Annotated in this window: 16 protein-coding genes; 9 read left to right on the top strand and 7 right to left on the bottom strand. The window is 63.5% G+C overall.

The window, feature by feature from the left end:
* From PspTeo4_RS10055 to PspTeo4_RS10045, 3 genes are all read right to left on the bottom strand, one after another.
* A complete protein-coding gene (locus tag PspTeo4_RS10055; protein ID WP_322363570.1) occupies positions 1-1,008 on the bottom strand; it encodes a FecR family protein in 1,008 nt (335 codons plus the stop codon).
* A gap of 171 nt (positions 1,009-1,179) precedes the next feature.
* Positions 1,180-2,949, bottom strand: coding sequence for an acyl-CoA dehydrogenase C-terminal domain-containing protein (locus tag PspTeo4_RS10050; protein WP_322363568.1), 1,770 nt, complete (start codon positions 2,947-2,949; stop codon positions 1,180-1,182).
* Positions 2,950-3,164: 215 nt separating this feature from the next.
* A complete protein-coding gene (locus PspTeo4_RS10045) occupies positions 3,165-4,787 on the bottom strand; it encodes an acyl-CoA synthetase (RefSeq protein WP_322363567.1) in 1,623 nt (540 codons plus the stop codon).
* A 195-nt stretch (positions 4,788-4,982) separates the two neighbouring features.
* Here PspTeo4_RS10045 and PspTeo4_RS10040 point away from each other — a divergent pair, with 195 nt between their 5' ends.
* From PspTeo4_RS10040 to PspTeo4_RS10020, 5 genes are all read left to right on the top strand, one after another.
* Positions 4,983-6,389: a PAS domain S-box protein gene (locus tag PspTeo4_RS10040; RefSeq protein WP_322363566.1), complete on the top strand. Its 1,407-nt coding sequence runs from the start codon at positions 4,983-4,985 to the stop codon at positions 6,387-6,389.
* 13 nt (positions 6,390-6,402) lie between these two features.
* Complete coding sequence (locus PspTeo4_RS10035; protein ID WP_322363565.1) at positions 6,403-7,035, top strand: response regulator transcription factor; 633 nt, start codon at positions 6,403-6,405, stop codon at positions 7,033-7,035.
* A gap of 203 nt (positions 7,036-7,238) precedes the next feature.
* Entirely contained in the window at positions 7,239-7,712 is a 474-nt protein-coding gene (locus PspTeo4_RS10030; protein WP_322363564.1) for a MarR family transcriptional regulator, read from the top strand.
* Between the two features lie 30 nt (positions 7,713-7,742).
* Positions 7,743-8,936, top strand: coding sequence for an HlyD family efflux transporter periplasmic adaptor subunit (locus PspTeo4_RS10025; protein ID WP_322363563.1), 1,194 nt, complete (start codon positions 7,743-7,745; stop codon positions 8,934-8,936).
* A complete protein-coding gene (locus PspTeo4_RS10020; RefSeq protein ID WP_322363562.1) occupies positions 8,933-10,468 on the top strand; it encodes a DHA2 family efflux MFS transporter permease subunit in 1,536 nt (511 codons plus the stop codon). Before PspTeo4_RS10025 ends, PspTeo4_RS10020 begins: the two co-directional genes overlap by 4 nt.
* Before the next feature lie 37 nt (positions 10,469-10,505).
* On the opposite strand, the gene PspTeo4_RS10015 is transcribed toward PspTeo4_RS10020, so the two are convergent.
* On the bottom strand, positions 10,506-11,696 hold the full coding sequence (locus tag PspTeo4_RS10015) for a type II secretion system F family protein (protein ID WP_322363561.1): 1,191 nt from the start codon (positions 11,694-11,696) through the stop codon (positions 10,506-10,508).
* Between the two features lie 11 nt (positions 11,697-11,707).
* Positions 11,708-12,133, bottom strand: coding sequence for a type II secretion system major pseudopilin GspG (gene gspG / locus PspTeo4_RS10010; protein ID WP_322363560.1), 426 nt, complete (start codon positions 12,131-12,133; stop codon positions 11,708-11,710).
* 186 nt (positions 12,134-12,319) lie between these two features.
* On the opposite strand from gspG, the gene PspTeo4_RS10005 reads away from it, so the two are divergent.
* The 4 genes from PspTeo4_RS10005 to PspTeo4_RS09990 all read left to right on the top strand — a co-directional run bounded on the left by PspTeo4_RS10005 (position 12,320) and on the right by PspTeo4_RS09990 (position 17,668).
* Positions 12,320-12,916: a transglycosylase SLT domain-containing protein gene (locus tag PspTeo4_RS10005; RefSeq protein ID WP_322363559.1), complete on the top strand. Its 597-nt coding sequence runs from the start codon at positions 12,320-12,322 to the stop codon at positions 12,914-12,916.
* A 117-nt stretch (positions 12,917-13,033) separates the two neighbouring features.
* A complete protein-coding gene (locus tag PspTeo4_RS10000; protein WP_322363557.1) occupies positions 13,034-14,491 on the top strand; it encodes a HAMP domain-containing sensor histidine kinase in 1,458 nt (485 codons plus the stop codon).
* 290 nt (positions 14,492-14,781) lie between these two features.
* The gene (locus PspTeo4_RS09995; RefSeq protein ID WP_322363556.1) at positions 14,782-16,275 is read left to right on the top strand and encodes a HAMP domain-containing sensor histidine kinase; all 1,494 of its coding nucleotides are present in this window, start codon (positions 14,782-14,784) and stop codon (positions 16,273-16,275) included.
* A complete protein-coding gene (locus tag PspTeo4_RS09990) occupies positions 16,244-17,668 on the top strand; it encodes a sigma-54 dependent transcriptional regulator (RefSeq protein WP_322363555.1) in 1,425 nt (474 codons plus the stop codon). The genes PspTeo4_RS09995 and PspTeo4_RS09990 overlap by 32 nt, the downstream gene beginning before the upstream one ends.
* Before the next feature lie 30 nt (positions 17,669-17,698).
* Here the strand turns inward: PspTeo4_RS09990 and PspTeo4_RS09985 are convergent, their stop codons facing one another.
* Both PspTeo4_RS09985 and PspTeo4_RS09980 read right to left on the bottom strand, forming a co-directional pair.
* Positions 17,699-19,051 (bottom strand): GntP family permease, encoded by a 1,353-nt coding sequence (locus PspTeo4_RS09985; protein WP_322363554.1) that lies wholly within the window; start codon positions 19,049-19,051, stop codon positions 17,699-17,701.
* A gap of 108 nt (positions 19,052-19,159) precedes the next feature.
* Positions 19,160-19,699 carry a gluconokinase gene (locus tag PspTeo4_RS09980; protein WP_322363552.1) on the bottom strand — a complete coding sequence of 180 codons (540 nt, stop codon included), beginning with the start codon at positions 19,697-19,699 and terminating at the stop codon, positions 19,160-19,162.
* Positions 19,700-19,823: the final 124 nt, after the last annotated feature.

The raw sequence follows: 19,823 nt of genomic DNA, 5'->3' as shown, positions 1-19,823 counted from the left end.
TCAGCCTTCGCTCGGGGGCGGTGAAATGCGGTTGAGGACGGTGCTGCCGTCCTTGCTGCGGGTCAGGTACACCGGCAACACCTTGGGCAGGTTGTCTACCAGCCGCCCGACTTCGCGGGTGTTGTAGATGCCGCTGATACGAATCCGGCCAGTGCTGGCGTCGGCCAGCAGCAGCGGCGCCTCGAGGTAGCGGTTGATCACCGGTAGGGCCTGGTCGAGGCTCAGGTTGTCCAGAATCAACTTGCCGCTGCGCCAGGCCAGGGCATTGCCGTAATCGTTGCTTTGCACCAGCTGCGGCTCGAAATCGCCAGTGTGGTAGCTGGCTTGCATTCCAGGGCCGAGGCGGTAGCCGCCGTCGCTGCCGTCGCTGCTGACCAGCACCGAACCTTCCACCAGCGTGACCTTGACCTCGTCCTGATACTTCCAGACGTTGAACTGGGTGCCGGTAACCCGGGTCTGGCCACGGCCGGCGTGGACAATGAACGGGTGCGCGCTGTCGTGCTTGACCTTGAAGAACGCCTCGCCCCGTTTCAGGTTGACCCGGCGCTGGTCTTTATAGTTGAGGTAGGTCAGCTCGGTGTTGAGGTTGAGGTCGACCTGGCTGCCATCGCTCAGTTGCACGGTCTGCATCCGGTCGCTGGCTTCGAAATGCTGGTACTGGTTGGGCAGCCAGCCTTGCTCCCAACCGATCCAGCCCGCCAGCGGCAATACCGCCAGGGCGATGGCCGCGGCAGAGGCGAGCGGGCGCCACTGGTAGGCGCGACGGGTGGGCGACGGAGCAGGGTTGAACTCAACCACCGTGGCGGTGCGCGGCAGCAGGTCGGCGGTGTCCCAGATTTCCAGCATTGCCTGATATTCCTCGGCATGCCGCGCATCGGCCGCCAGCCAGCGCGCGAACGCCTCGCGCTCGGCCGGCGTGCAGTCATCGGCATGCAGGCGCATGCACCAATGCGCGGCGGCATCGGTAATGGCATCGTCAGGGGCGGAATTCAGGGGGTCTTGGTTCATTGGGGCTCCGGGTTTTGCGCATTCTACCCCCGCCGAGGGGCTTCCGAGAACCGAGGTAATGGCGAATGACTATCAGTTGTGCGGTTTTTTTGTCAGTTTTGTGCTGAATATTCAGCGTTTGAGAACGCTTCGCGCCCCATCGACGCGCAGGACGATGGGGCGCAAGGCTGATCAGAACTGCTCGGGCGCCAACCCATAGAGGCTGGCGCTGCCCGCGCGAATGCTCGCTTCAAGCGCCAGGCTGCGTGGCAGGATGCGCTGGAAGTAGAAGTCGGCGCAGGCCAGCTTGGCGTCGTGGAAGGCTGGGTCTTCATCAACCTTGGCCTGTGCCACCGCTGCCATGCGTGCCCACATGTAGGCATAGGCGGTCAGGCCGAACAGGTGCAGGTACTCCACGGCCACGGCGCTGACCAGGTTGGCTTCCTCGCCGGCCTGCCCACGCAGCCACGTGCTGGTGGCCTCCAGGCGTGTGAGGGATGCCTGCAGGGCTTCGCGGTGCAATGGCGCGGTCACACTGAACGCACGCACCTCCTGGGCGAAGCCGGCCAGGGCCTGGCCACCGTCGGCCAGCACCTTGCGTCCCAGCAGGTCGAGGGCCTGGATACCGTTGGTGCCTTCATAGATCTGGGCGATACGCACGTCGCGCACGCGTTGCTCCTGCCCCCACTCGCGGATGTAACCGTGCCCGCCATATACCTGCTGGCCAAGCACGCAGCTTTCCAGGCCGTTGTCGGTGAAGAACGCCTTGGCCACAGGCGTGAGCAGCGCCACCAGGCGTTGGGCGTGTTCGCGTTCGTTGGCGTCTTCGGCGTAGCGTGCCAGGTCCAGTTGCTGGCCGACGTAGACGGCAAAGGCGCGCCCGCCTTCGGTGAGGGTGCGCATGGTCAGCAACATGCGCCGCACGTCACCATGGTGGATGATCGGGTCGGCGGCTTTGTCCTGTGCCTGCGGGCCAGTGGCGGCGCGGCTTTGCAGGCGCTCGTTGGCATACCGCGCAGCGCTCTGGTAGGACGCGTCGGCGCAGCCGATGCCCTGGATGCCAATCGACAACCGCTCGTAGTTCATCATGGTGAACATGGCGGCCAGGCCCTTGTTCGGCTCGCCCACCAGGTAGCCGGTGGCGCCATCGAAGTTCATCACGCAAGTGGCCGAGGCCTTGATGCCCATCTTGTGCTCGATCGAGCCACAGTGCGCGGCATTGCGCGCGCCAAGGCTGCCGTCAGCCTCGATCAGGAACTTGGGCACCAGGAACAGCGAAATACCCTTGGCCCCGGCAGGGGCGTCCGGCAGTTTGGCCAGTACCAGATGGATGATGTTCTCGGTCAGGTCCTGCTCGCCACCGGTGATGAAGATCTTGCTGCCGCTGATCTGGTAGCTGCCGTCGGCCTGGGGTTCGGCGCGGGTGCGGATCAAGCCCAGGTCGGTGCCGGCGTGGGGTTCGGTCAGGCACATGGTGCCCGCCCAGCGGCCTTCGTACAGCGGCGGCAGGTAGGTGGCCTTGAGTTCTTCGCTGGCGTGGGCGTCGAGTGCCAGGCAGCTGCCGGCGCTCAGTGCCGAATACAGGCTGAAGCTGCAGTCGGCGGCATAGAGCATCTCTTCGAACAACACGCCGAGCATTTTCGGCATGCCCATGCCGCCGTACTCGGGGTTGCCGCCCAGGCCGACCCAACCCCCTTCGCGGTAGGTACGCCAGGCCTCGCGGAAACCGTCCGGGGTGGTGACCTGGCCTGCGTCGAATTGCACGCCTTGCTCGTCGCCCGTGCGGCTGAGCGGGGCGATCAGTTGGCCGGTGACCTTGGCGGCTTCTTCGAGGATGGCATTGGCGGTGTCGGCGTCTACCCGCTCGGCCAGGGCCGGCAGGCGCGCCCACAGGGCCGGGCCGTCGAACACGTCATCGAGGACGAAGCGCATGTCGCGCAAGGGGGCGTTGTAATCAGTCATGGCAGCGCTCTGGTAAAAGAAAGAAAGGTGCAGGGCTAATGCCTGTCAGTTAATTTGATGAGGGCTGCTCTGCAGCCCATCGCAGGCTCCGCCAGCTCCCACAAATGACACGCATCTTTCAAGAAATGCACGCCCGTGGGAGCTGGCGAAGCCTGCGAAGGACCGCAAAGCGGTCCCAACCGGCCTAACTGACAGCCATCAGTGGCTGGGCAGGCTCACAGCCCCTTGGCCCGGTCACGCAGGACGTACTTTTGAATCTTGCCGGTCGATGTCTTGGGCAACTCGCCGAACACCACGGTCTTGGGCACCTTGAACCCGGCCAGGTGCTCGCGGCACCAACTGGTGATCTCGCTTTCGCGGGTGGCCTCGTGCCCGGGCTTGAGGGCCACGAAGGCACATGGCGTTTCTCCCCATTTCTCGTCCGGGCGTGCCACCACGGCGGCTTCCAGTACGGCAGGGTGCTTGTACAGGGTGTCTTCGACTTCGATGGTGGAGATGTTTTCGCCGCCGGAGATGATGATGTCCTTGAGCCGGTCCTTGATCTCGACGTAGCCGTCGGCGTGCCACACCGCCAGGTCGCCGGTGTGGAACCAGCCACCACGGAAGGCCTCGGCGGTGGCTTCAGGGTTTTTCAGGTAGCCCTTCATCACCGTGTTGCCGCGCATGAAGATCTCGCCCAGGGTCGTACCGTCACGGGGCACGGGCTGCAGGGTCTGTGGGTCGGCGACCATCAGGCCGTCCAGCGTCGGGTAGCGCACGCCTTGACGTGACTTGATCCGCGCCCGCTCGGCCAGCGGTTGCTCATCCCATTCGGCGTGCCAGGCGCACACGGTGACCGGGCCATAAACCTCGGTCAGGCCGTAAACGTGGGTGACCTTGATGCCCATTTCCTCCACCGCGCCGATCACTTTGGCGGGTGGGGCAGCGCCAGCCACCATGGCGTTCACCGGGTGTTCGATGGCCGCCTTGGCGGTTTCCGGCATGTTCACCAGGGCGTTGAGCACGATGGGCGCGCCGCACAGGTGGCTGACGCGGTGCTCGCGGATCAGGGTAAGAATGCGCTGTGGGTCGACCCGGCGCAGGAACACATGGGTGCCGGCCAGGGCGGTGATGGTCCAGGGGTAGCACCAGCCGTTGCAATGGAACATCGGCAAGGTCCACAGATACACCGGATGGTGGCCCATGGCCCAGGTCATCTGGTTGCCCAGGGCGTTGAGGTAGGCGCCGCGGTGGTGGTAGACCACACCCTTGGGGTTGCCGGTGGTGCCTGAGGTGTAGTTGAGCGAGATGGCCTGCCACTCGTCATCGGGCCATTCCCAGGCGAAATCCGGGTCGCCTTCGGCCAGGAAGGCTTCATAGTCGAGGTCGCTGGCCGGCTGGCCCTCGCCGTACTCGGGGTCATCCACGTCCACCACCAGCGGTGGGTGTTCGAGCAGGGCGAGGGCGGCGGTGATCACTCCCTGGAACTCGCGGTCGGTGATCAGTACCTTGGCTTCGCCGTGCTGCAACATGAAGGCGATGGCTTCGGCATCCAGGCGCACGTTGAGGGTGTTGAGCACGGCACCGATCATCGGTACACCGAAGTGGGCTTCGAGCATCGCCGGAATGTTCGGCAGCATCACCGCTACCGTGTCGCCGCGGCCGATGCCGCGCCCGGCCAGGGCACTGGCCAGACGGCGGCAGCGTTGGTAGGTTTCGCGCCAGTCGCGGCGGATGGCACCATGAATCACCGCCGGGTAACTGCCGTACACGGCAGCGGTGCGCTCGATGAAGCTCAAGGGGGTGAGGGCGACGTGGTTGACGGCAGCGGGCATCAGGCCCTGGGAGAAGATCGACATGCGGTATTCCTGTATGGGAGGCAGGCGCAGGCTTTGCGCTTGGCTCCCGGTGGCTGATTGTTAGCTCTGATCAGGGAACGGGAAGGCGTGCAATGGGCCGCCTTCCTCTGTCGCTGTTTTACGCGAATTGCTATCGTAGCTGGAATATCGACTATAGCAATATAGTAAAACTACTATAAAAATGAGCTCCTCATCGTGGATAAACGCCTCTCGCCTTTGCTTGCCAAGGACCCACAGCCCAGCGCGCTGCTGGCGGCCGATGCCAGGCCCCTGGCAGTCAACCCGGCCTTGACGGCCTTGCTCGAAGAGGGGCTAGCGCTGACCGGCTGGCTACCGTCGAACTGTGCGGCATTGGTGCGTGCATGCCTGCGTCAGCATCGGGCGATTGTTGACGTGGAGGTGCAGGTCGGTGAGCGCATTCTGTTGTGGACCTTCATCCCCGATGACCAACGCCAGCAGGTGCTGGCGCGCTGCCGCGATGCCAGCGACGAGCGCTTGGGGGCCCGGGAAGCTGCCCAGGCCCGGCGCCTTTACCGGCTGATCATCGAGAACACCACCGACCTGATTTCCCGCCACAGCCCCGACGGCCGTTTCCTCGACGCCTCGCCCGCCGCCTATCGCCTGTTGGGGCTGTGGCCCGAGCAGTTGCGGGGCATGGCGGTGCGCGCCCTGTTGCACCCACGCGAGCGGCGGCAGGTGTTGCAGCAGGCCGCCGTGGCCCTGGACCAGGATGGCTACCACACCATGACCTGTCGTGTACGCCACGCCTCTGGGAGCTACCGCTGGTTCGAGATCGCCGCCCGGGCAATACGTGAAACCTACACCGGTGCGGTGGTGGAGATTGTCTGTGTCTCGCGGGACATCACTCTGCGAATCGAGGCCCAGGAGAGCCTGGCCCATGGTGCGCGTTTGGCGACGCTCGGCGAACTGGCCTCAGGTATCGCCCACGAGATCAACCAGCCGCTGGCAGCGGTAGTCAACTATGCCAATGCCAGCCAGCGCTATTTGCAAGGCCTGGAGCACGACCCGCAGGCCCGCGAGCGGGTTGGCCAGGGTTTGCTGCGTATCACCGAACAGGCCACCCACGCCGCCGAGGTCATTCGCCGCTTGCGCGCTTTTTTGCGCAAGGGGCCGAGGCGCCTGCAGGCGCTGGAGGTGGCTGCTGTGGCGGGCGAAGCCATACGCCTGTGCGCCTGGGAGGCTGCGCGCGACCAGGTCACTATCGAGCTGCGCATGAGTACGCAACTGCCCGCAGTGTATGGCGACCGGGTGTTGCTGGAGCAGGTGCTGCTCAACCTGCTGCGCAACGCCATCGATGCCAACCGCGAGCAGCATGGCGAGCGACCGTCGCGTATCCTGCTGGGCGCCGTGCGCGAGGGCGACGGCGTGCTGGTCGAAGTCACGGACCAGGGGGCGGGCGTTGCGGCCGAGTGCCTCGAGGATATTTTCACGCCGTTCAACACCAGCAAAGCTGAAGGTTTGGGCCTGGGGTTGAGCATGAGCCGCAGCCTGATCGAGGGTTTTGGTGGCAGCCTGTGGGCGCGTTTGGGCGAGCGGGGCGGTTTGGTGTTGTGCTGTCGCCTGGCCGTAAGCAGGGGTTAACGGGAGGGAAGGGGTGCAAGCGAAAGTGTATGTGGTCGATGACGACCAGGGCATGCTCGATTCAACGGTATGGTTGCTGGAATCAGTAGGGTTGAAGGCCTTGCCGTTTGCCAGTGGCCAGGCATTTCTGGAGGCATGTGCGGATGACGGGCCAGCCTGTGTGTTGCTCGATGTGCGCATGCCGGGGCTGGGAGGCATGGCTGTGCAGCAAGCGTTGCGCGAGCGCGGGCTGGAGATTCCGGTGATCTTCGTCAGCGGCCATGCCGATGTGCCGATCGTGGTGCGGGCGTTCAAGGCCGGCGCTTGCGACTTTATCGAAAAGCCCTACAACGACCAGTTGTTGCTCGACAGTGTCCAGGCGGCACTGGAGCGTGCGGGACGGACGCGGCGCGGCGACCTGGCGCAGGTGCAGGCGCGGATCGACGCCCTCACACCCCGCGAGCGCGATGTGTTCGTGCCACTGGCCCAAGGCTTGAGTAACCGCGAGGTGGCCGAACGGCTTGGGGTCAGCGTGAAGACCGTGGACCTTTATCGTGGGCGGGTGATGAAGCGCATGCAGGCGCAGAGCCTGGCGGAGTTGGTGGGCATGGCGATCGCTTGCGGGGTGGTGGAGGCGCTGGGGTTGGGAGTGGTGAGTAAGCCCTGAGGGCTTTGCTGCCTGCGCAGGCCTCATCGCCGGCAAGCCGGCTCCTGCAGGAAATGCACGGTCCCTGTGGGAGCCGGCTTGCCGGCGATGAGCCCGGTCCAGGAACCCACCACTCATCCCAATTTACATAGCTACCTAATCAAAGCTTTGACATTCACTGCCTAGGCAGTAATATTTTTACACAATTACCCGAGCAGACCCCGATGTCCCATTTCAACCCGGAAAATTTCCAGACCTGCGCCATCGGCATGCTCCTGGGCCGCGCGGCGATCCTCAAGGACCGCATCCTCGACTGGCACCTCGAATCCGAGGGCGTCACCGCCGCGCAGTTCAAGGTGCTGATCATCGTCACCCAGTATCAGGTCGATACCCCGGCCGAGCTGTGCCGCTACCTGGGCCTGGACAGCGGTTCGATGACCCGCATGCTCGACCGTCTCGAGCAGAAGGGCCTGATTCTGCGCAACCGCTGCGCCGATGACCGGCGCCAGGTGCGTCTGGCGCTGACCGCCGATGGCCAGCGTCTGGCTGATCGCCTGCCGGAAATCGGCGCCTCGGCGATGAACGAGCTGGTTGGCGTGCTGCAGCCCGAGGAACTTAAGACCCTCGAAAGCTTGCTGGCCAAGGTCCTGCTCGGTGCTGGCGACCCCCTGACGATCCGCCGCTTCGGCGATCGTTGATCCCTGTTACGCATTATCCAAGGTATTGTCATGGCCACTCCCGCAGATGCCTCTAATCCCTCCGCCGCCCCCGAGCCTTCGCGCAAGCGCAAGGTCTGGCTGCTCGGCCTGCTGTTGGTGCTGATCCTTGGCGGTCTCGGTGCCTGGGCCTGGTACACCCTGGTCGGGCGTTGGCACGAAAGCACCGATGACGCCTACGTCAACGGCAACGTGGTGGAAATCACCCCGCTGGTAACCGGCACCGTCACCAGCATTGGCGCCGATGACGGCGACCTGGTCCATGCCGGCCAGGTTCTGCTGCAGTTCGACCCGGCCGACAGCGAGGTCGCATTGCAGTCCGCCGAAGCCAAGCTGGCCCGTACGGTGCGCCAGGTGCGCGGCCTGTACAGCAACGTCGATGCGCAAAAGGCCCAGTTGCAAACCCGCCAGGCCGAGTTGCAGAAAGCCCAGGACAATTACAACCGGCGCAAGGTACTGGCCGACAGCGGGGCCATCGCTGCTGAGGAAATCTCCCATGCCCGCGACGACCTGAGCGTGGCCCAGAGCGCGCTGAACAGTGCCCGCCAGCAACTCAACACCAGTGCTGCGCTGATCGACGACACCGTGGTGTCCTCGCACCCTGAAGTGATGGCCGCCGCCGCCGACCTGCGCCAGGCCTACCTCGACCATGCCCGCACCACCCTGGTGGCGCCGGTGACCGGTTATGTCGCCAAGCGCACCGTGCAGCTGGGGCAACGCCTGCAGCCGGGTACCGCGACCATGGCGGTCATTCCTCTGAACGAGGTGTGGATCGACGCCAACTTCAAGGAAACCCAGCTGCGCGATATGCGCATCGGCCAGCCTGTAGAAATCAGCGCCGACCTGTACGGCAGCGAGGTGAAGTACAACGGCACGGTCGACAGCCTCGGTGCCGGAACTGGCAGTGCCTTTGCCCTGCTGCCCGCGCAGAACGCCACCGGCAACTGGATCAAGATCGTGCAGCGGGTTCCGGTGCGCATTCACCTGAACCCTGAGCAGCTCAAGGACCACCCGTTGCGTATCGGCCTGTCCACCGTGGTCGAGGTCGACCTGCACGATCAGAGCGGCCCGGCCCTGGCCCAACAGCCACCGCAGCAGGCCAGCTACACCACCCAGGTGTACGACCGCCAACTGGTCGAGGCTGACAACCTGATCGCCCGGTTGATCCACGAAAACAGCGCTACCGGCAAGACGGCCCAGCGATGAGCAACAACGCCCCCGCGCAGTTCAGCCCGCCGAGCCTGCTGCTGACCACCATCGGGCTGTCGCTGGCGACCTTCATGCAGGTGCTCGACACCACCATCGCCAACGTGGCCCTGCCGACCATTTCCGGCAACCTGGGGGTCAGCTACGAGCAGGGTACCTGGGTGATCACCTCGTTCGCGGTGAGCAACGCCATCGCCTTGCCGTTGACCGGCTGGCTGAGCCGCCGCTTCGGTGAGGTGAAGTTGTTCATCTGGGCCACTTTGCTGTTCGTGCTGGCCTCTTTCCTTTGCGGTGTCGCCCAGTCAATGCCTGAGCTGGTGGGCTTTCGGGTGTTGCAAGGGGTGGTCGCAGGGCCGCTGTACCCCATGACCCAGACCCTGCTGATTGCGGTGTATCCCCCGGCCAAACGGGGCATGGCCCTGGCATTGCTGGCGATGGTGACGGTGGTGGCGCCGATTGCCGGGCCGATACTCGGCGGATGGATTACCGACAGCTACAGCTGGCCATGGATCTTCTTCATCAACGTGCCCATCGGGCTGTTCGCCGCGGCCGTGGTGCGCCAGCAGATGCGCACGCGGCCGGTGGTTACCAGCCGTCAGCCGATGGACTACATTGGCCTGCTGACCCTGATCGTCGGCGTGGGTGCCCTGCAGGTGGTGCTGGACAAAGGCAACGACCTGGACTGGTTCGAGTCGTCGTTCATCATCGTGGGCAGCTTGATTTCGCTGGTGTTCCTGGCGATTTTCGTGATCTGGGAGCTTACCGACCGCCACCCGGTGGTGAACCTGCGCCTGTTCGCCCACCGCAATTTCCGCATCGGTACCCTGGTGCTGGTGGGTGGCTATGCCGCGTTCTTCGGCATCAACCTGATCCTGCCTCAGTGGCTGCAGACGCAGATGGGCTACACCGCCACCTGGGCGGGCCTTGCGGTGGCGCCAATCGGCCTGCTGCCGGTGATCCTGTCGCCGTTCGTGGGCAAGTATGCACACCGCTTCGACCTGCGGGTGCTGGCCGGGTTGGCGTTTCTGGCCATCGGCACCAGCTGCTACATGCGCGCAGGCTTCACCAGCGAGGTGGATTTCCAGCACATTGCCCTGGTGCAACTGTTCATGGGCATCGGCGTGGCGCTGTTCTTCATGCCTACCTTGAGCATCCTGCTGTCGGACCTGCCGCCGCAGCAGATTGCCGATGGCTCTGGCCTGGCGACTTTCTTGCGCACGCTGGGCGGCAGCTTTGCCGCCTCGTTGACGACCTGGATCTGGATTCGCCGCGCCGACCAGCACCATGCCTACCTGAGCGAGCACATCAGCGCTTACGACCCGGCAACGCGGCACGCCCTGGAGCAGTTGGGGGGAGCCAACATGCAGAGTTACGCGAAGCTGGAGCAGATACTCAATGGCCAGGCGTACATGATGTCGACGGTGGAGTACTTCACCCTGATGACCTGGGTGTTCGCCGGCCTGATCCTGCTGGTGTGGCTGGCCAAGCCACCGTTCACCGCCAAGGCAGGACCGGCGTCGGCAGGGCACTGAACAGCGCCGCAGGCGGGTGGGGCGCGCCCGCCTGCGGTCAGTGAATGCTCGATGCCAGCTCGAAGATCGGCATGTACATCAGAATCACGATCAAGCCGATCAACAACCCGATGAAGGTCATCAACAGCGGCTCGAACAGGCGTACGAACCACTCCACCCAACGCCCGATTTCCTGATCGTGGAAATCTGCGCAGCGTTCCAGCATTTCACCGAGGTTGCCTGACTGTTCGCCCGCCCGCAGCAGCCGCAGCGACACCGGTGTCACCAGTTGGCCCACTTCCAGCGCATCTGAAAGCGGCAACCCTTCGCCCACCCGTTTGGCGGCCTGCTCAAGCCCCTGTGCCGCTGCACTGCCCAACAGCCCACGGGCCATGTCCATGGCGGTGAGGATGGGGATACCGCCCTGCAACAGAATGCCCAGCGAGCGATAGAACCGCGCCAGCTCGTACATCATCAGCCGCTGGTGCAAGGCCGGAACACGGCGCAGTTGTCGCGATGCCCAGCGCCGCAGCGCCGGGTGCCTGCGCAGCACTACCAGCGTGGTGACGCTGGCCAGAAACCCCAGGCCCAGCGGCAGTTGCTGGGCGTGCAGGAACAGGCCGATCTGCATCAGCACCCGCGACAACCACGGCAGCTCGGTGCCCATGCCTTCGAACACCAGGCTGAAGCGTGGCACCACGTAGCCCAGCAGAAACAGCACCACGCCACCACCCACCAACAGCAACAGCAGCGGATAGACCGAGGCCCCCACCAGCTTTTGCCGCACAAGGTCCAGGCGTTGGCGATAGCTGATGTATCGGCTCAGCGCATCGCCCAAGGCGCCCGTGCGTTCGCTCGACTGCACCAACGCGACATACAGGGTTGGAAACACCCGCGGTTGCTGACCCAGGGCCTGGGATAAAGAACGCCCCTCGTACAGCTGGCGGACCAGTTCCGCCAGCACCTTGCGTGCCGACGCGGCGGGCGCCTTTTCAGTCAGGCTCTCCAGGGCGTCGATCAAGGGCAGGCCGGCATTGAGCAGCGTGGACAGCTCCTGGCTGAACAACACCAGGTCGAACGTCGCTTCGCGGCGCCAGGGCAGGTGGCCAAGCGTGCGGCCTTGGCCGCGCACGCTGACCACCTTCAAGCCCTGTTCTTCGGCCTTGCGCCGCGCCTGGTCAACATCCTCGGCATCGATCTGCACCTGCACCAGCCCTTGGCTACCCAAGGCTTTGAGGCTGTAGCGCATGGCCGCTCTCCTTATTGCCAGCTGGTGATTTCGGCGTTTTCCCCATCACCGCCGGGCTGGCCGTCCTTGCCCATCGACAGCAGGTCGTACTCACCGCCGTTTTCGCCAGGTTGGCGGTAGATGTAGGGCCGGCCCCATGGATCCTGTGGCACCGCTTTCTGCAGGTATGGCCCGGTCCAGCGCGCTTCGCCGCTGGGGGCTGCCACCAGTGCCTGCAGGCCCTGCTCACTGTTGGGGTAATGCCCCACCTCCAGCCGATAGAGGTCCAGCGCCTTGCTAAGCCCCTCGATCTGCGCACGCGCCACCTTGGCCTCCGAACGGCCCAGCTGGCTGAAGTATTTGGGCGCGACGATCCCGGCCAGCAGGCCGAGCACCACCAGCACCACCAGAAGCTCAAGCAGGGTGAAACCACGTTGGGTAGTGATTCTGCGTTGCATGGTGAAGCCCTCCGCTGCATGGGGACATGCTTTTTTCAAGCCTCATGCAACAGCCGTGCACGTCTGCCTCGGGGCCTTGCAGCATGCGGGATGGCAAGCGGCACGGTGCTTGCGTCGAAGCTCAAAAGCTCAGGTTTTCTGGGGCATATCCCCCACATCGGGGGCATTGAACGGGAGGTGACCGAGATGCGTGTTGTCATTCTGGGATTGATTTGGTTGGTGGCAGGCGCTGCCCAGGCCGATGTGTATATCAGCATCGATGCCAAAGGCGGCTATGTACTGAGCAACGTTCATCGGCCAGGACGGCATTACCAGCGGGTGGTCAGTGAGCCGATCGCCCAGGCCGGCCCGGCCGATGCGCAACTGGTCACCGGAAGGCCCTACGCCGACGTCGTCGCGGCGGCGGCGCGAATCCACGATGTGCCGCAGGCGCTGCTGCACGCACTGATCAAGGCCGAGTCCGGCTACAACCCCAAGGCGCGCTCGGCGGCCGGGGCGGTCGGGCTAATGCAACTGATGCCGGGCACGGCGCGGGAGATGGGGGTGGAGAACGCCCTGGACCCTGAAGACAATGTGCAAGGAGGCGCGCGTTACCTCAAACGCATGCTGAACCTGTTCGACAACGACATCACCCTGGCCGTGGCGGCTTACAACGCCGGCCCCGACGCCGTGCTCAGGCGCGGACGGGCGGTACCGCCGTTTGCCGAGACCCGCCGGTATGTCCCCAATGTGCTGCGCGAATACCGAAAATTGCAGGGGTTGGCCGAAGATTCGCCCTTGTAGCGCTTTCCCTCTCGGGGCTGAACAAGCGACTGGTGCCAGCCTGGCCCCACAAATCGGTGTCATGGTTCCCCAACTCTGGGCTATAACCTTTCAAAGGTGACCGCCGTGGAGTCCGATATGGACATCGCCCCGCATTCGAACACGCTCGAAGTGCCCGTCGGCGCCGAAACCGCGACCCCGCGCAAGGCGTTCAACCTGTTGAGCTGGTATGCCTGGGTCAGCCTGGCCATCATTCTGTCGGTGGCCGTTGGGCTGGGCCTGATCTCCAGTCGCTTCATCATCGATGAGAGCGTCGAGCGCGATGCGTTGCTCACTGCCCAGTTCATCACCGCCATTGCCGATGCCGAAGTGCGCCATGTGTCCATCCCCAACGTGCGCACCATGGGCGAGTTGCTCGACCCGCGCACCGACCAGCAGTCCTTGCCCGACGTGGACCCGGATGCCCGGCGCAAGGCGCGCGGGGAGTTTCTCGACCATATCGCCCATCTGCCGGACATGCTGCTTGCCAATATCTACGCGCCTGACCGCACGGTGATCTGGTCGAGCAACCCGGCGCTGGTGGGCAAGTTGATCGAAGGGGACGAAGACCTCAACCGAGCCTTCGAATACAAGATGCGAGTGTCGGCGAGCTACCACGACTTCGAGCAGGCTCGGGCCGAGCAGAAGTTCGTGACCCCGCCCGAGCAGTTGTTCATCGAGAACTACATTCCCCTGTTCGATGCCGACGGTGAGCAAGTCACGGCAATGGTGGAAATCTACAAGGAACCCCACGACCTGATCGTACGCATCGAGCACGGCCTGTTGCTGATCTGGCTGGCGATCGCCCTCGGCGCCGGCCTGGTCTACATCGGCCTGTACGGCATCATGCGGCGTGCCTCGCGGGTGATGGCGGTGCAGCAGAAGCGGCTGATCAACAGCGAGACCTACGTCGCCCTGGGTGAAGTGTCCTCGGCGGTGGCCCATAGCTTGCGCAACCCGCTGGCCAGCATCCGTTCCAGTGCCGAACTTGCCCAGGCGTTCGACGATGGCCCAGCGCAAAAGAACATCAACGACATCATCAACCAGGTCGACCGCATGTCGCAGTGGATCCGCCAGTTGCTGCAATCGCTGCGGCCGCTGAATGACGAAGCGGTACCGGTGGACTTGCCGCAGGCGCTTCAGGAAAGCCTGCAGACCTTCGCGACGGCGCTCACGCGGGCAGGGGTGAGCCTGGATGTGCGACCGGTGCCCGCGGTGCAGGTGCTTGGGCAACCGGTGTTGATTGGGCAGATTTTCAACAGCCTGATCGCCAATGCCCTGGAGTCGATGGAGCAGGGTGGGCAACTGAAGGTCGAGGTGGTGCGCCACGACCGCGGTAGCCTCACCTTGCGCCTGTCCGACACCGGCAAGGGCATGAGTGAACAGCAGCAGCGTCTGGCGTTTCGTCCCTTCTTCACCACCAAGCAAGGTGGGCTAGGGGTGGGCCTGATGTTGGTCAAGCGCATCATGGAACGCTTTGGGGGTTCGGTGAGGTTGAGCAGTAGCGAAGGCCATGGCACGCGGGTTTCGTTGAATTTCCGGTTGGTTCGCTCTTAACCTTGATTGTCATGATGTTTACACAAGACATTAATTTATAACAAGAAATAGCGATTGGGTAAAAATTACCCGAAATTGGGGAATTGATCTCGATTCGAAATTAGAAATATTGCGTATCTATATGAAATACAACGAAAAAAATAATCAGGTTTGTCTGGCGAAGTTTTTGCAGCGTCAAGGTCACGACAAATGGCGGCTGCGGCTGCTGTGGCGAAGTGCTATCAATTTGCTACGGACGGTAGCAATACATTGGGCCTTCCTGAATGGACTTCCTGAGCGGGAACCAAGCGATGCAAACGCTGGAAAACGAAGTTCCCGACAAGGCGCGTGTACTCGCCGGTGGCCTGGCCGGCCCCTTGCGTGAGTTCAATTTGCTGCGCTGGTTTTCCATTATCAGCCTGCTGATCATCACCTCGGTGGCGGGTGGCCTGGGGTATGTGTCGACCCGTTTCGTGGTGCGCGACAGCGTCGAGCGCGATGCCATGCTGACCGCCCAGTTCATCCAGGCCATGGCCCAGGCCGAGGTGCGCCATTCACAGCTGCCACCGGGTATCACCATGGGCGAGCTGCTAGATCCGCGGCTGGACCAGCAGCACCTGCAGTTCACGCCGGCCTTGGCCGAGTCGACCCGGGTCGAGTTCCTCGACCATGTCGAGCACCTCCCAGACACGTTGTTGGCCAACGTCTATGCCCGCGACCGGACCATCGTGTGGTCCACCAACCGCGAGCTGATCGGCGTGCGCATCGAGGCCGATGGCGACCTTGATCGTGCTTTCCGCTCACGCAAGGCGGTGTCGGCCAGCTACCACCAAGCCGACGAAGACCGCGAAGAGCAAAAATTCCTGCGCGAGCCCCAGTACCTGTTCATCGAAAACTACATTCCCTTGTTCGACAGCCAAGGTGAGCAGGTGCTGTCGATGGTGGAAATCTACAAGGAACCCCAGGACTTGGTGCGACGCATACAGCGAGGCTATGTGCTGATCTGGGCTTCGACCCTGGTGGGCGGGGCGCTGATCTATTTCGGCCTGTTCTGGATCGTGCGCCGGGCGGCATCCATGCTGCGCCAGCAGCAGGACCGACTGGTGGCCAGCGAAACCTATGTGGCGCTGGGCGAGATGTCCTCGGCGGTGGCCCACAGTTTGCGCAACCCGCTGGCCAACATACGCTCCAGTGCGGAGTTGGCGCAGGAAATCGCCAACCCCACGGCGCAGAAGAACATCGTCGATATCATCGGCCAGGTGGACCGCATGTCCCGCTGGGTCCGTGACCTGCTGGTGTCTCTGCGCCCGGCCAGCGACGAGCCGGAGGCGGTTGATCTTGTCGCGGCGATCGAGGATACCCGACTGGCATTCACCCACCAGATCGAACGCAATGGCGTGCGGTTCCGCTTCGAAGGGCCGCAGGCGCAGTGGGTGGTCAGCCAGCCGCTGCAGCTGACGCAGATCCTCAACAGCCTGTTTGCCAACGCCCTGGAAGCCATGCCCAACGGCGGCGAGTTGCGTGCCGAGGTGAGTCAGCAGGACGGGCAACGCGCCCAGTTGCTGCTCAGCGACACCGGCAAGGGCATGACCCAGCAGCAGGAACGGATGGTGTTCAAGCCGTTCTTCACCACCAAGCAAGGAGGGCTGGGCGTTGGCCTGGCCCTGGTCAAACGCATCATGGAGCGCTTTGGCGGCTCGGTCAGCTTGAGCAGCCGCGAAGAGGAAGGAACCCGCGTCAGCCTTACTTTCAATATTGCAGCGGGAGGAGACCATGGAGCACAGCATCCTGGTAGTCGAGGATGATGAAATCCTCGCCGACAACATACGCACGTACCTGAGCATCAAGGGCTTCGAGGTGACGGTGTGCCACAGCGCGGAATTGGCGCTGGAGCAGATCAAGCGCGTCCAGCCCGATGCGGTACTCACCGACAACTCGCTACCTGGCATGAACGGGCACGACCTGTTGCGCACCCTCGTTGCGCAGGTGCCAGAGCTGAAGGTGATCATGATGACCGGCTACGGCAACGTCGAAGACGCCGTACTGGCAATGAAGGAGGGGGCCTTCCATTACCTGACCAAGCCGGTGGTGCTGGCAGAGCTCAAGCTGACCCTGGACAAGGCGCTGGCTGCCGACCGCATGGAGCGCACGCTGTCGTTCTATCAGGAGCGCGAAGCGCAGAAGTCCGGCCTGCAGGCGTTGATCGGCGAGTCGCCGGCCATGCTCACGCTCAAGCACACGCTGCATCAAGTGCTCGATGCCGAGCGGCGCATGGCCAGCGACGACTTGCCACCGGTGCTGGTCGAAGGGGAAACCGGTACAGGCAAGGAATTGGTAGCGCGCGCCCTGCATTTCGATGGTTCACGCAGCAAGGGGCCGTTCATCGAGTTCAACTGTGCCTCCATTCCGGCCAACCTGTTGGAGGCCGAGCTGTTCGGGCACGAGAAGGGCGCCTTCACCGATGCCAAGGAACGCCGCGTGGGCCTGGTAGAGGCGGCCGACGGCGGTACGCTGTTCCTGGATGAAATCGGTGAAATGGACCTGATCCTGCAAGCCAAGCTGCTCAAATTGCTTGAAGACCGCAGCATTCGGCGCATCGGTGCGGTCAAGGAGCGCAAGGTCGACCTGCGGGTGATCAGCGCCACCAACTGCAACCTCGAGCAAATGGTGCAGCAGGGTAAATTCCGTCGCGACCTGTTCTTCCGCTTGCGCATCATCGCCCTGAAAGTGCCACGCCTGTATGCCCGTGGGCAGGACATTCTGCTGCTGGCCCGGCACTTCCTGGCCCACCACGGGCGCCGCTACGGCAAACCCAACCTGCGTTTTTCGGCCGAGGCCGAGGCGCTGATGCTGGGTTACAGCTGGCCCGGAAACGTGCGTGAGCTGCGCAACATGCTGGAGCAAACGGTGCTGCTGGCGCCCAACGAAGTGGTGCAGGCGCATCAGCTGAACCTGTGCATGACCTTGATCGACGAGCCTTTGGCTCATCCTGCGCCGGCACCCTTCGAGATGCCACGGCATGAACCTGACCCTGGCACCAGCTTGCCAGACATGGAGCGGGACCTGGTGTGCCGGACGCTGGACCGCACCGACTGGAACGTCACCAAGTCGGCGCGGATGCTCGGGTTGTCCCGCGACATGCTGCGTTACCGGATAGAAAAGCTGGGGTTGACCCGGCCTGACAAGCGTCAGTGGTGAAGGAGGGGGCGCTGTACGCCCCCCTGAGGGTCACACTACCGTCGACAGCAGCATGATGAAGATGATGCCGACCACCGACAGGATGGTCTCCATCATGCTCCAGGTCTTGAAGGTTTCGGCCACGGTCATGTTGAAGTACTGCTTCACCAGCCAGAAACCGGCGTCGTTGACATGGGACAGGATCAACGAGCCAGCGCCGGTGGCCAGTACCAGCAACTCGCGGTTCACCCCCGGCACCAGGTCGATTACCGGGGCGACGATGCCCGCGCCGGTAATGGTCGCCACCGTTGCCGAACCAGTGGCGATGCGGATCACTGCCGCAACCAGCCAGGCCAGCATGATCGGCGAAATTTCCGCTTGCACCGCCATTTGCCCGATCACGTTACCCACACCGGTGTCCACCAGCATCTGCTTGAAGCCGCCACCAGCACCGACGATAAGCACGATGGCTGCGGTCGGCGCCAGGCTCTGATCGAGCATCTTCATGATCTGTTGGCGATTGAAGCCCCGGGCCGAACCGAAGGTGTAGAACGCCAGCAGCAAAGCAGCGAGCAGGGCGGTGATGGGGTGGCCGATCAGGTCCATCCACTGACGCACGATGTGCTCGGCCGGCAGTACCACGTCGGCGAAAGTCTTCAGCAGCATCAGCACCACCGGCAGCAGCACGGTGACCAGGGTGATGGTGAAGCTCGGCAGGTTGCCTTGATCGGACTCCTTGGCGATCTGGTCCATCAGCTCCTGCGAAGGGTTGCCCGGAATGTAGCGGGCGATGAAGTTACCGAACAGCGGGCCGGCGATCACGGCAGTGGGCAAGGCCACCAGCAGGCCATAGAAGATGGTCTTGCCGATGTCGGCGTGGAAGATGCCGATGGCCAGCAGCGGCCCCGGGTGCGGTGGCACCAGGCCATGGACCACGGAGAGGCCGGCCAGCAATGGGATGCCGATCTTGATCAGCGACACGCCCGAGCGGCGGGCGACGATGAACACCAGCGGAATCAGCAGCACGAAGCCGATCTCGAAGAACAACGGGATGCCCACCAGAAACGCGGCGAACATCATTGCCCAGTGCACGTTCTTCTTGCCGAAGGCGCGGATGAGCGTTTGCGCGATCTGGTCCGCGCCGCCGGAGTCGGCCATCAGCTTGCCCAGCATGGTGCCGAGAGCCAGCACGATGCCGACGAAGCCAAGCACGCCGCCAAAACCGTCCTGGAACGACTTCATGACCTTGGCCACCGGCATGCCGGAGGTCAGGCCGAGGAAGCCGGCCGCGAGGGTGAGGGCGACGAAGGGGTGGACCTTGAAATGGGTGATCAGCAGAATCAGCCCGACTATGGTGACAAGGGCGTCGAGCAGCAGGAAGGTATCAGTTGCCAGTCCGAACATGGTTCTTATGCCTCGGTCTTATCGTTGTTTTTGGCGTAGCTTTTTAATTTTTAACGGTTTTTGCGTAAAGACAGCGCTATCTTAGGTGAGCCAATGAAACCGCCGAAATCAGGCGGTTCGCGCCAGGCTCCGCTCACCGCAGGGCTTTAGCCAGGTGTCTACCTGCTCTGCGAGCGTGACAAGCGGCCGGGTTGCGTCCAGCGCGAGGGTCAGCGCTTCGCCATGAGGGGGCTCAAGGGTGGCGAACTGGCTGTCGATCAGGCTGGCCGGCATGAAGTGGCCGGGGCGCGCCAGTACGCGTTTTTCGGCTTCGGCCGGGGTCAGTTCGAGGAACACGAAGCACAGGTTCGGCACCGCCGCGCGCAAGGTTTCACGGTAGCTGCGCTTGAGGGCGGAGCACGTCAGAATCGGGCGTTCGCCGGATTGGAGTGTGGTTTGCAGCTCCTGGCCAAGGCGCACCAGCCAGCCCGCACGGTCGTCGTCGTTCAATGGGATGCCGGCGCTCATCTTGCTGATGTTTTCGGCAGGGTGGAAAGCGTCGCCTTCGATCAGGCGGCCTCCGCTTTTGCTGGCGATGGCGGCGCCTACGCTGCTTTTACCGCAGCCAGCCACACCCATCACCACAATGGCGGACAGGGAAGAGTTCATCAGTACCTCCTGCGGAGTGAGATAGCGCTGTCTCGTCTTCGACGAAACGCCACCTCCCCGGTGTTATTGATCTTGTCCTTACGCAGTATGGACGCTTGGCACGCCGTGGGTGCCGGGCACTACC

Source organism: Pseudomonas sp. Teo4, from assembly GCF_034387475.1.
Taxonomy (GTDB): domain Bacteria; phylum Pseudomonadota; class Gammaproteobacteria; order Pseudomonadales; family Pseudomonadaceae; genus Aquipseudomonas.
This window is presented reverse-complemented; position numbering and strand designations above follow the sequence as displayed.

What these genes read in the sequence shown, in the direction of transcription:
- PspTeo4_RS10025 (WP_322363563.1), top strand. Translation starts at nt 7,743, where the DNA reads ATGGCCACTCCCGCAGATGCCTCTAATCCCTCCGCCGCCCCCGAGCCT.
- PspTeo4_RS10050 (WP_322363568.1), bottom strand. Translation starts at nt 2,949, where the DNA reads ATGACTGATTACAACGCCCCCTTGCGCGACATGCGCTTCGTCCTCGAT.
- PspTeo4_RS09980 (WP_322363552.1), bottom strand. Translation starts at nt 19,699, where the DNA reads ATGAACTCTTCCCTGTCCGCCATTGTGGTGATGGGTGTGGCTGGCTGC.
- PspTeo4_RS10020 (WP_322363562.1), top strand. Translation starts at nt 8,933, where the DNA reads ATGAGCAACAACGCCCCCGCGCAGTTCAGCCCGCCGAGCCTGCTGCTG.
- PspTeo4_RS10015 (WP_322363561.1), bottom strand. Translation starts at nt 11,696, where the DNA reads ATGCGCTACAGCCTCAAAGCCTTGGGTAGCCAAGGGCTGGTGCAGGTG.
- PspTeo4_RS10000 (WP_322363557.1), top strand. Translation starts at nt 13,034, where the DNA reads ATGGACATCGCCCCGCATTCGAACACGCTCGAAGTGCCCGTCGGCGCC.
- PspTeo4_RS09985 (WP_322363554.1), bottom strand. Translation starts at nt 19,051, where the DNA reads ATGTTCGGACTGGCAACTGATACCTTCCTGCTGCTCGACGCCCTTGTC.
- PspTeo4_RS10055 (WP_322363570.1), bottom strand. Translation starts at nt 1,008, where the DNA reads ATGAACCAAGACCCCCTGAATTCCGCCCCTGACGATGCCATTACCGAT.
- gspG (WP_322363560.1), bottom strand. Translation starts at nt 12,133, where the DNA reads ATGCAACGCAGAATCACTACCCAACGTGGTTTCACCCTGCTTGAGCTT.
- PspTeo4_RS10030 (WP_322363564.1), top strand. Translation starts at nt 7,239, where the DNA reads ATGTCCCATTTCAACCCGGAAAATTTCCAGACCTGCGCCATCGGCATG.
- PspTeo4_RS10005 (WP_322363559.1), top strand. Translation starts at nt 12,320, where the DNA reads ATGCGTGTTGTCATTCTGGGATTGATTTGGTTGGTGGCAGGCGCTGCC.
- PspTeo4_RS09995 (WP_322363556.1), top strand. Translation starts at nt 14,782, where the DNA reads ATGCAAACGCTGGAAAACGAAGTTCCCGACAAGGCGCGTGTACTCGCC.
- PspTeo4_RS09990 (WP_322363555.1), top strand. Translation starts at nt 16,244, where the DNA reads ATGGAGCACAGCATCCTGGTAGTCGAGGATGATGAAATCCTCGCCGAC.
- PspTeo4_RS10045 (WP_322363567.1), bottom strand. Translation starts at nt 4,787, where the DNA reads ATGTCGATCTTCTCCCAGGGCCTGATGCCCGCTGCCGTCAACCACGTC.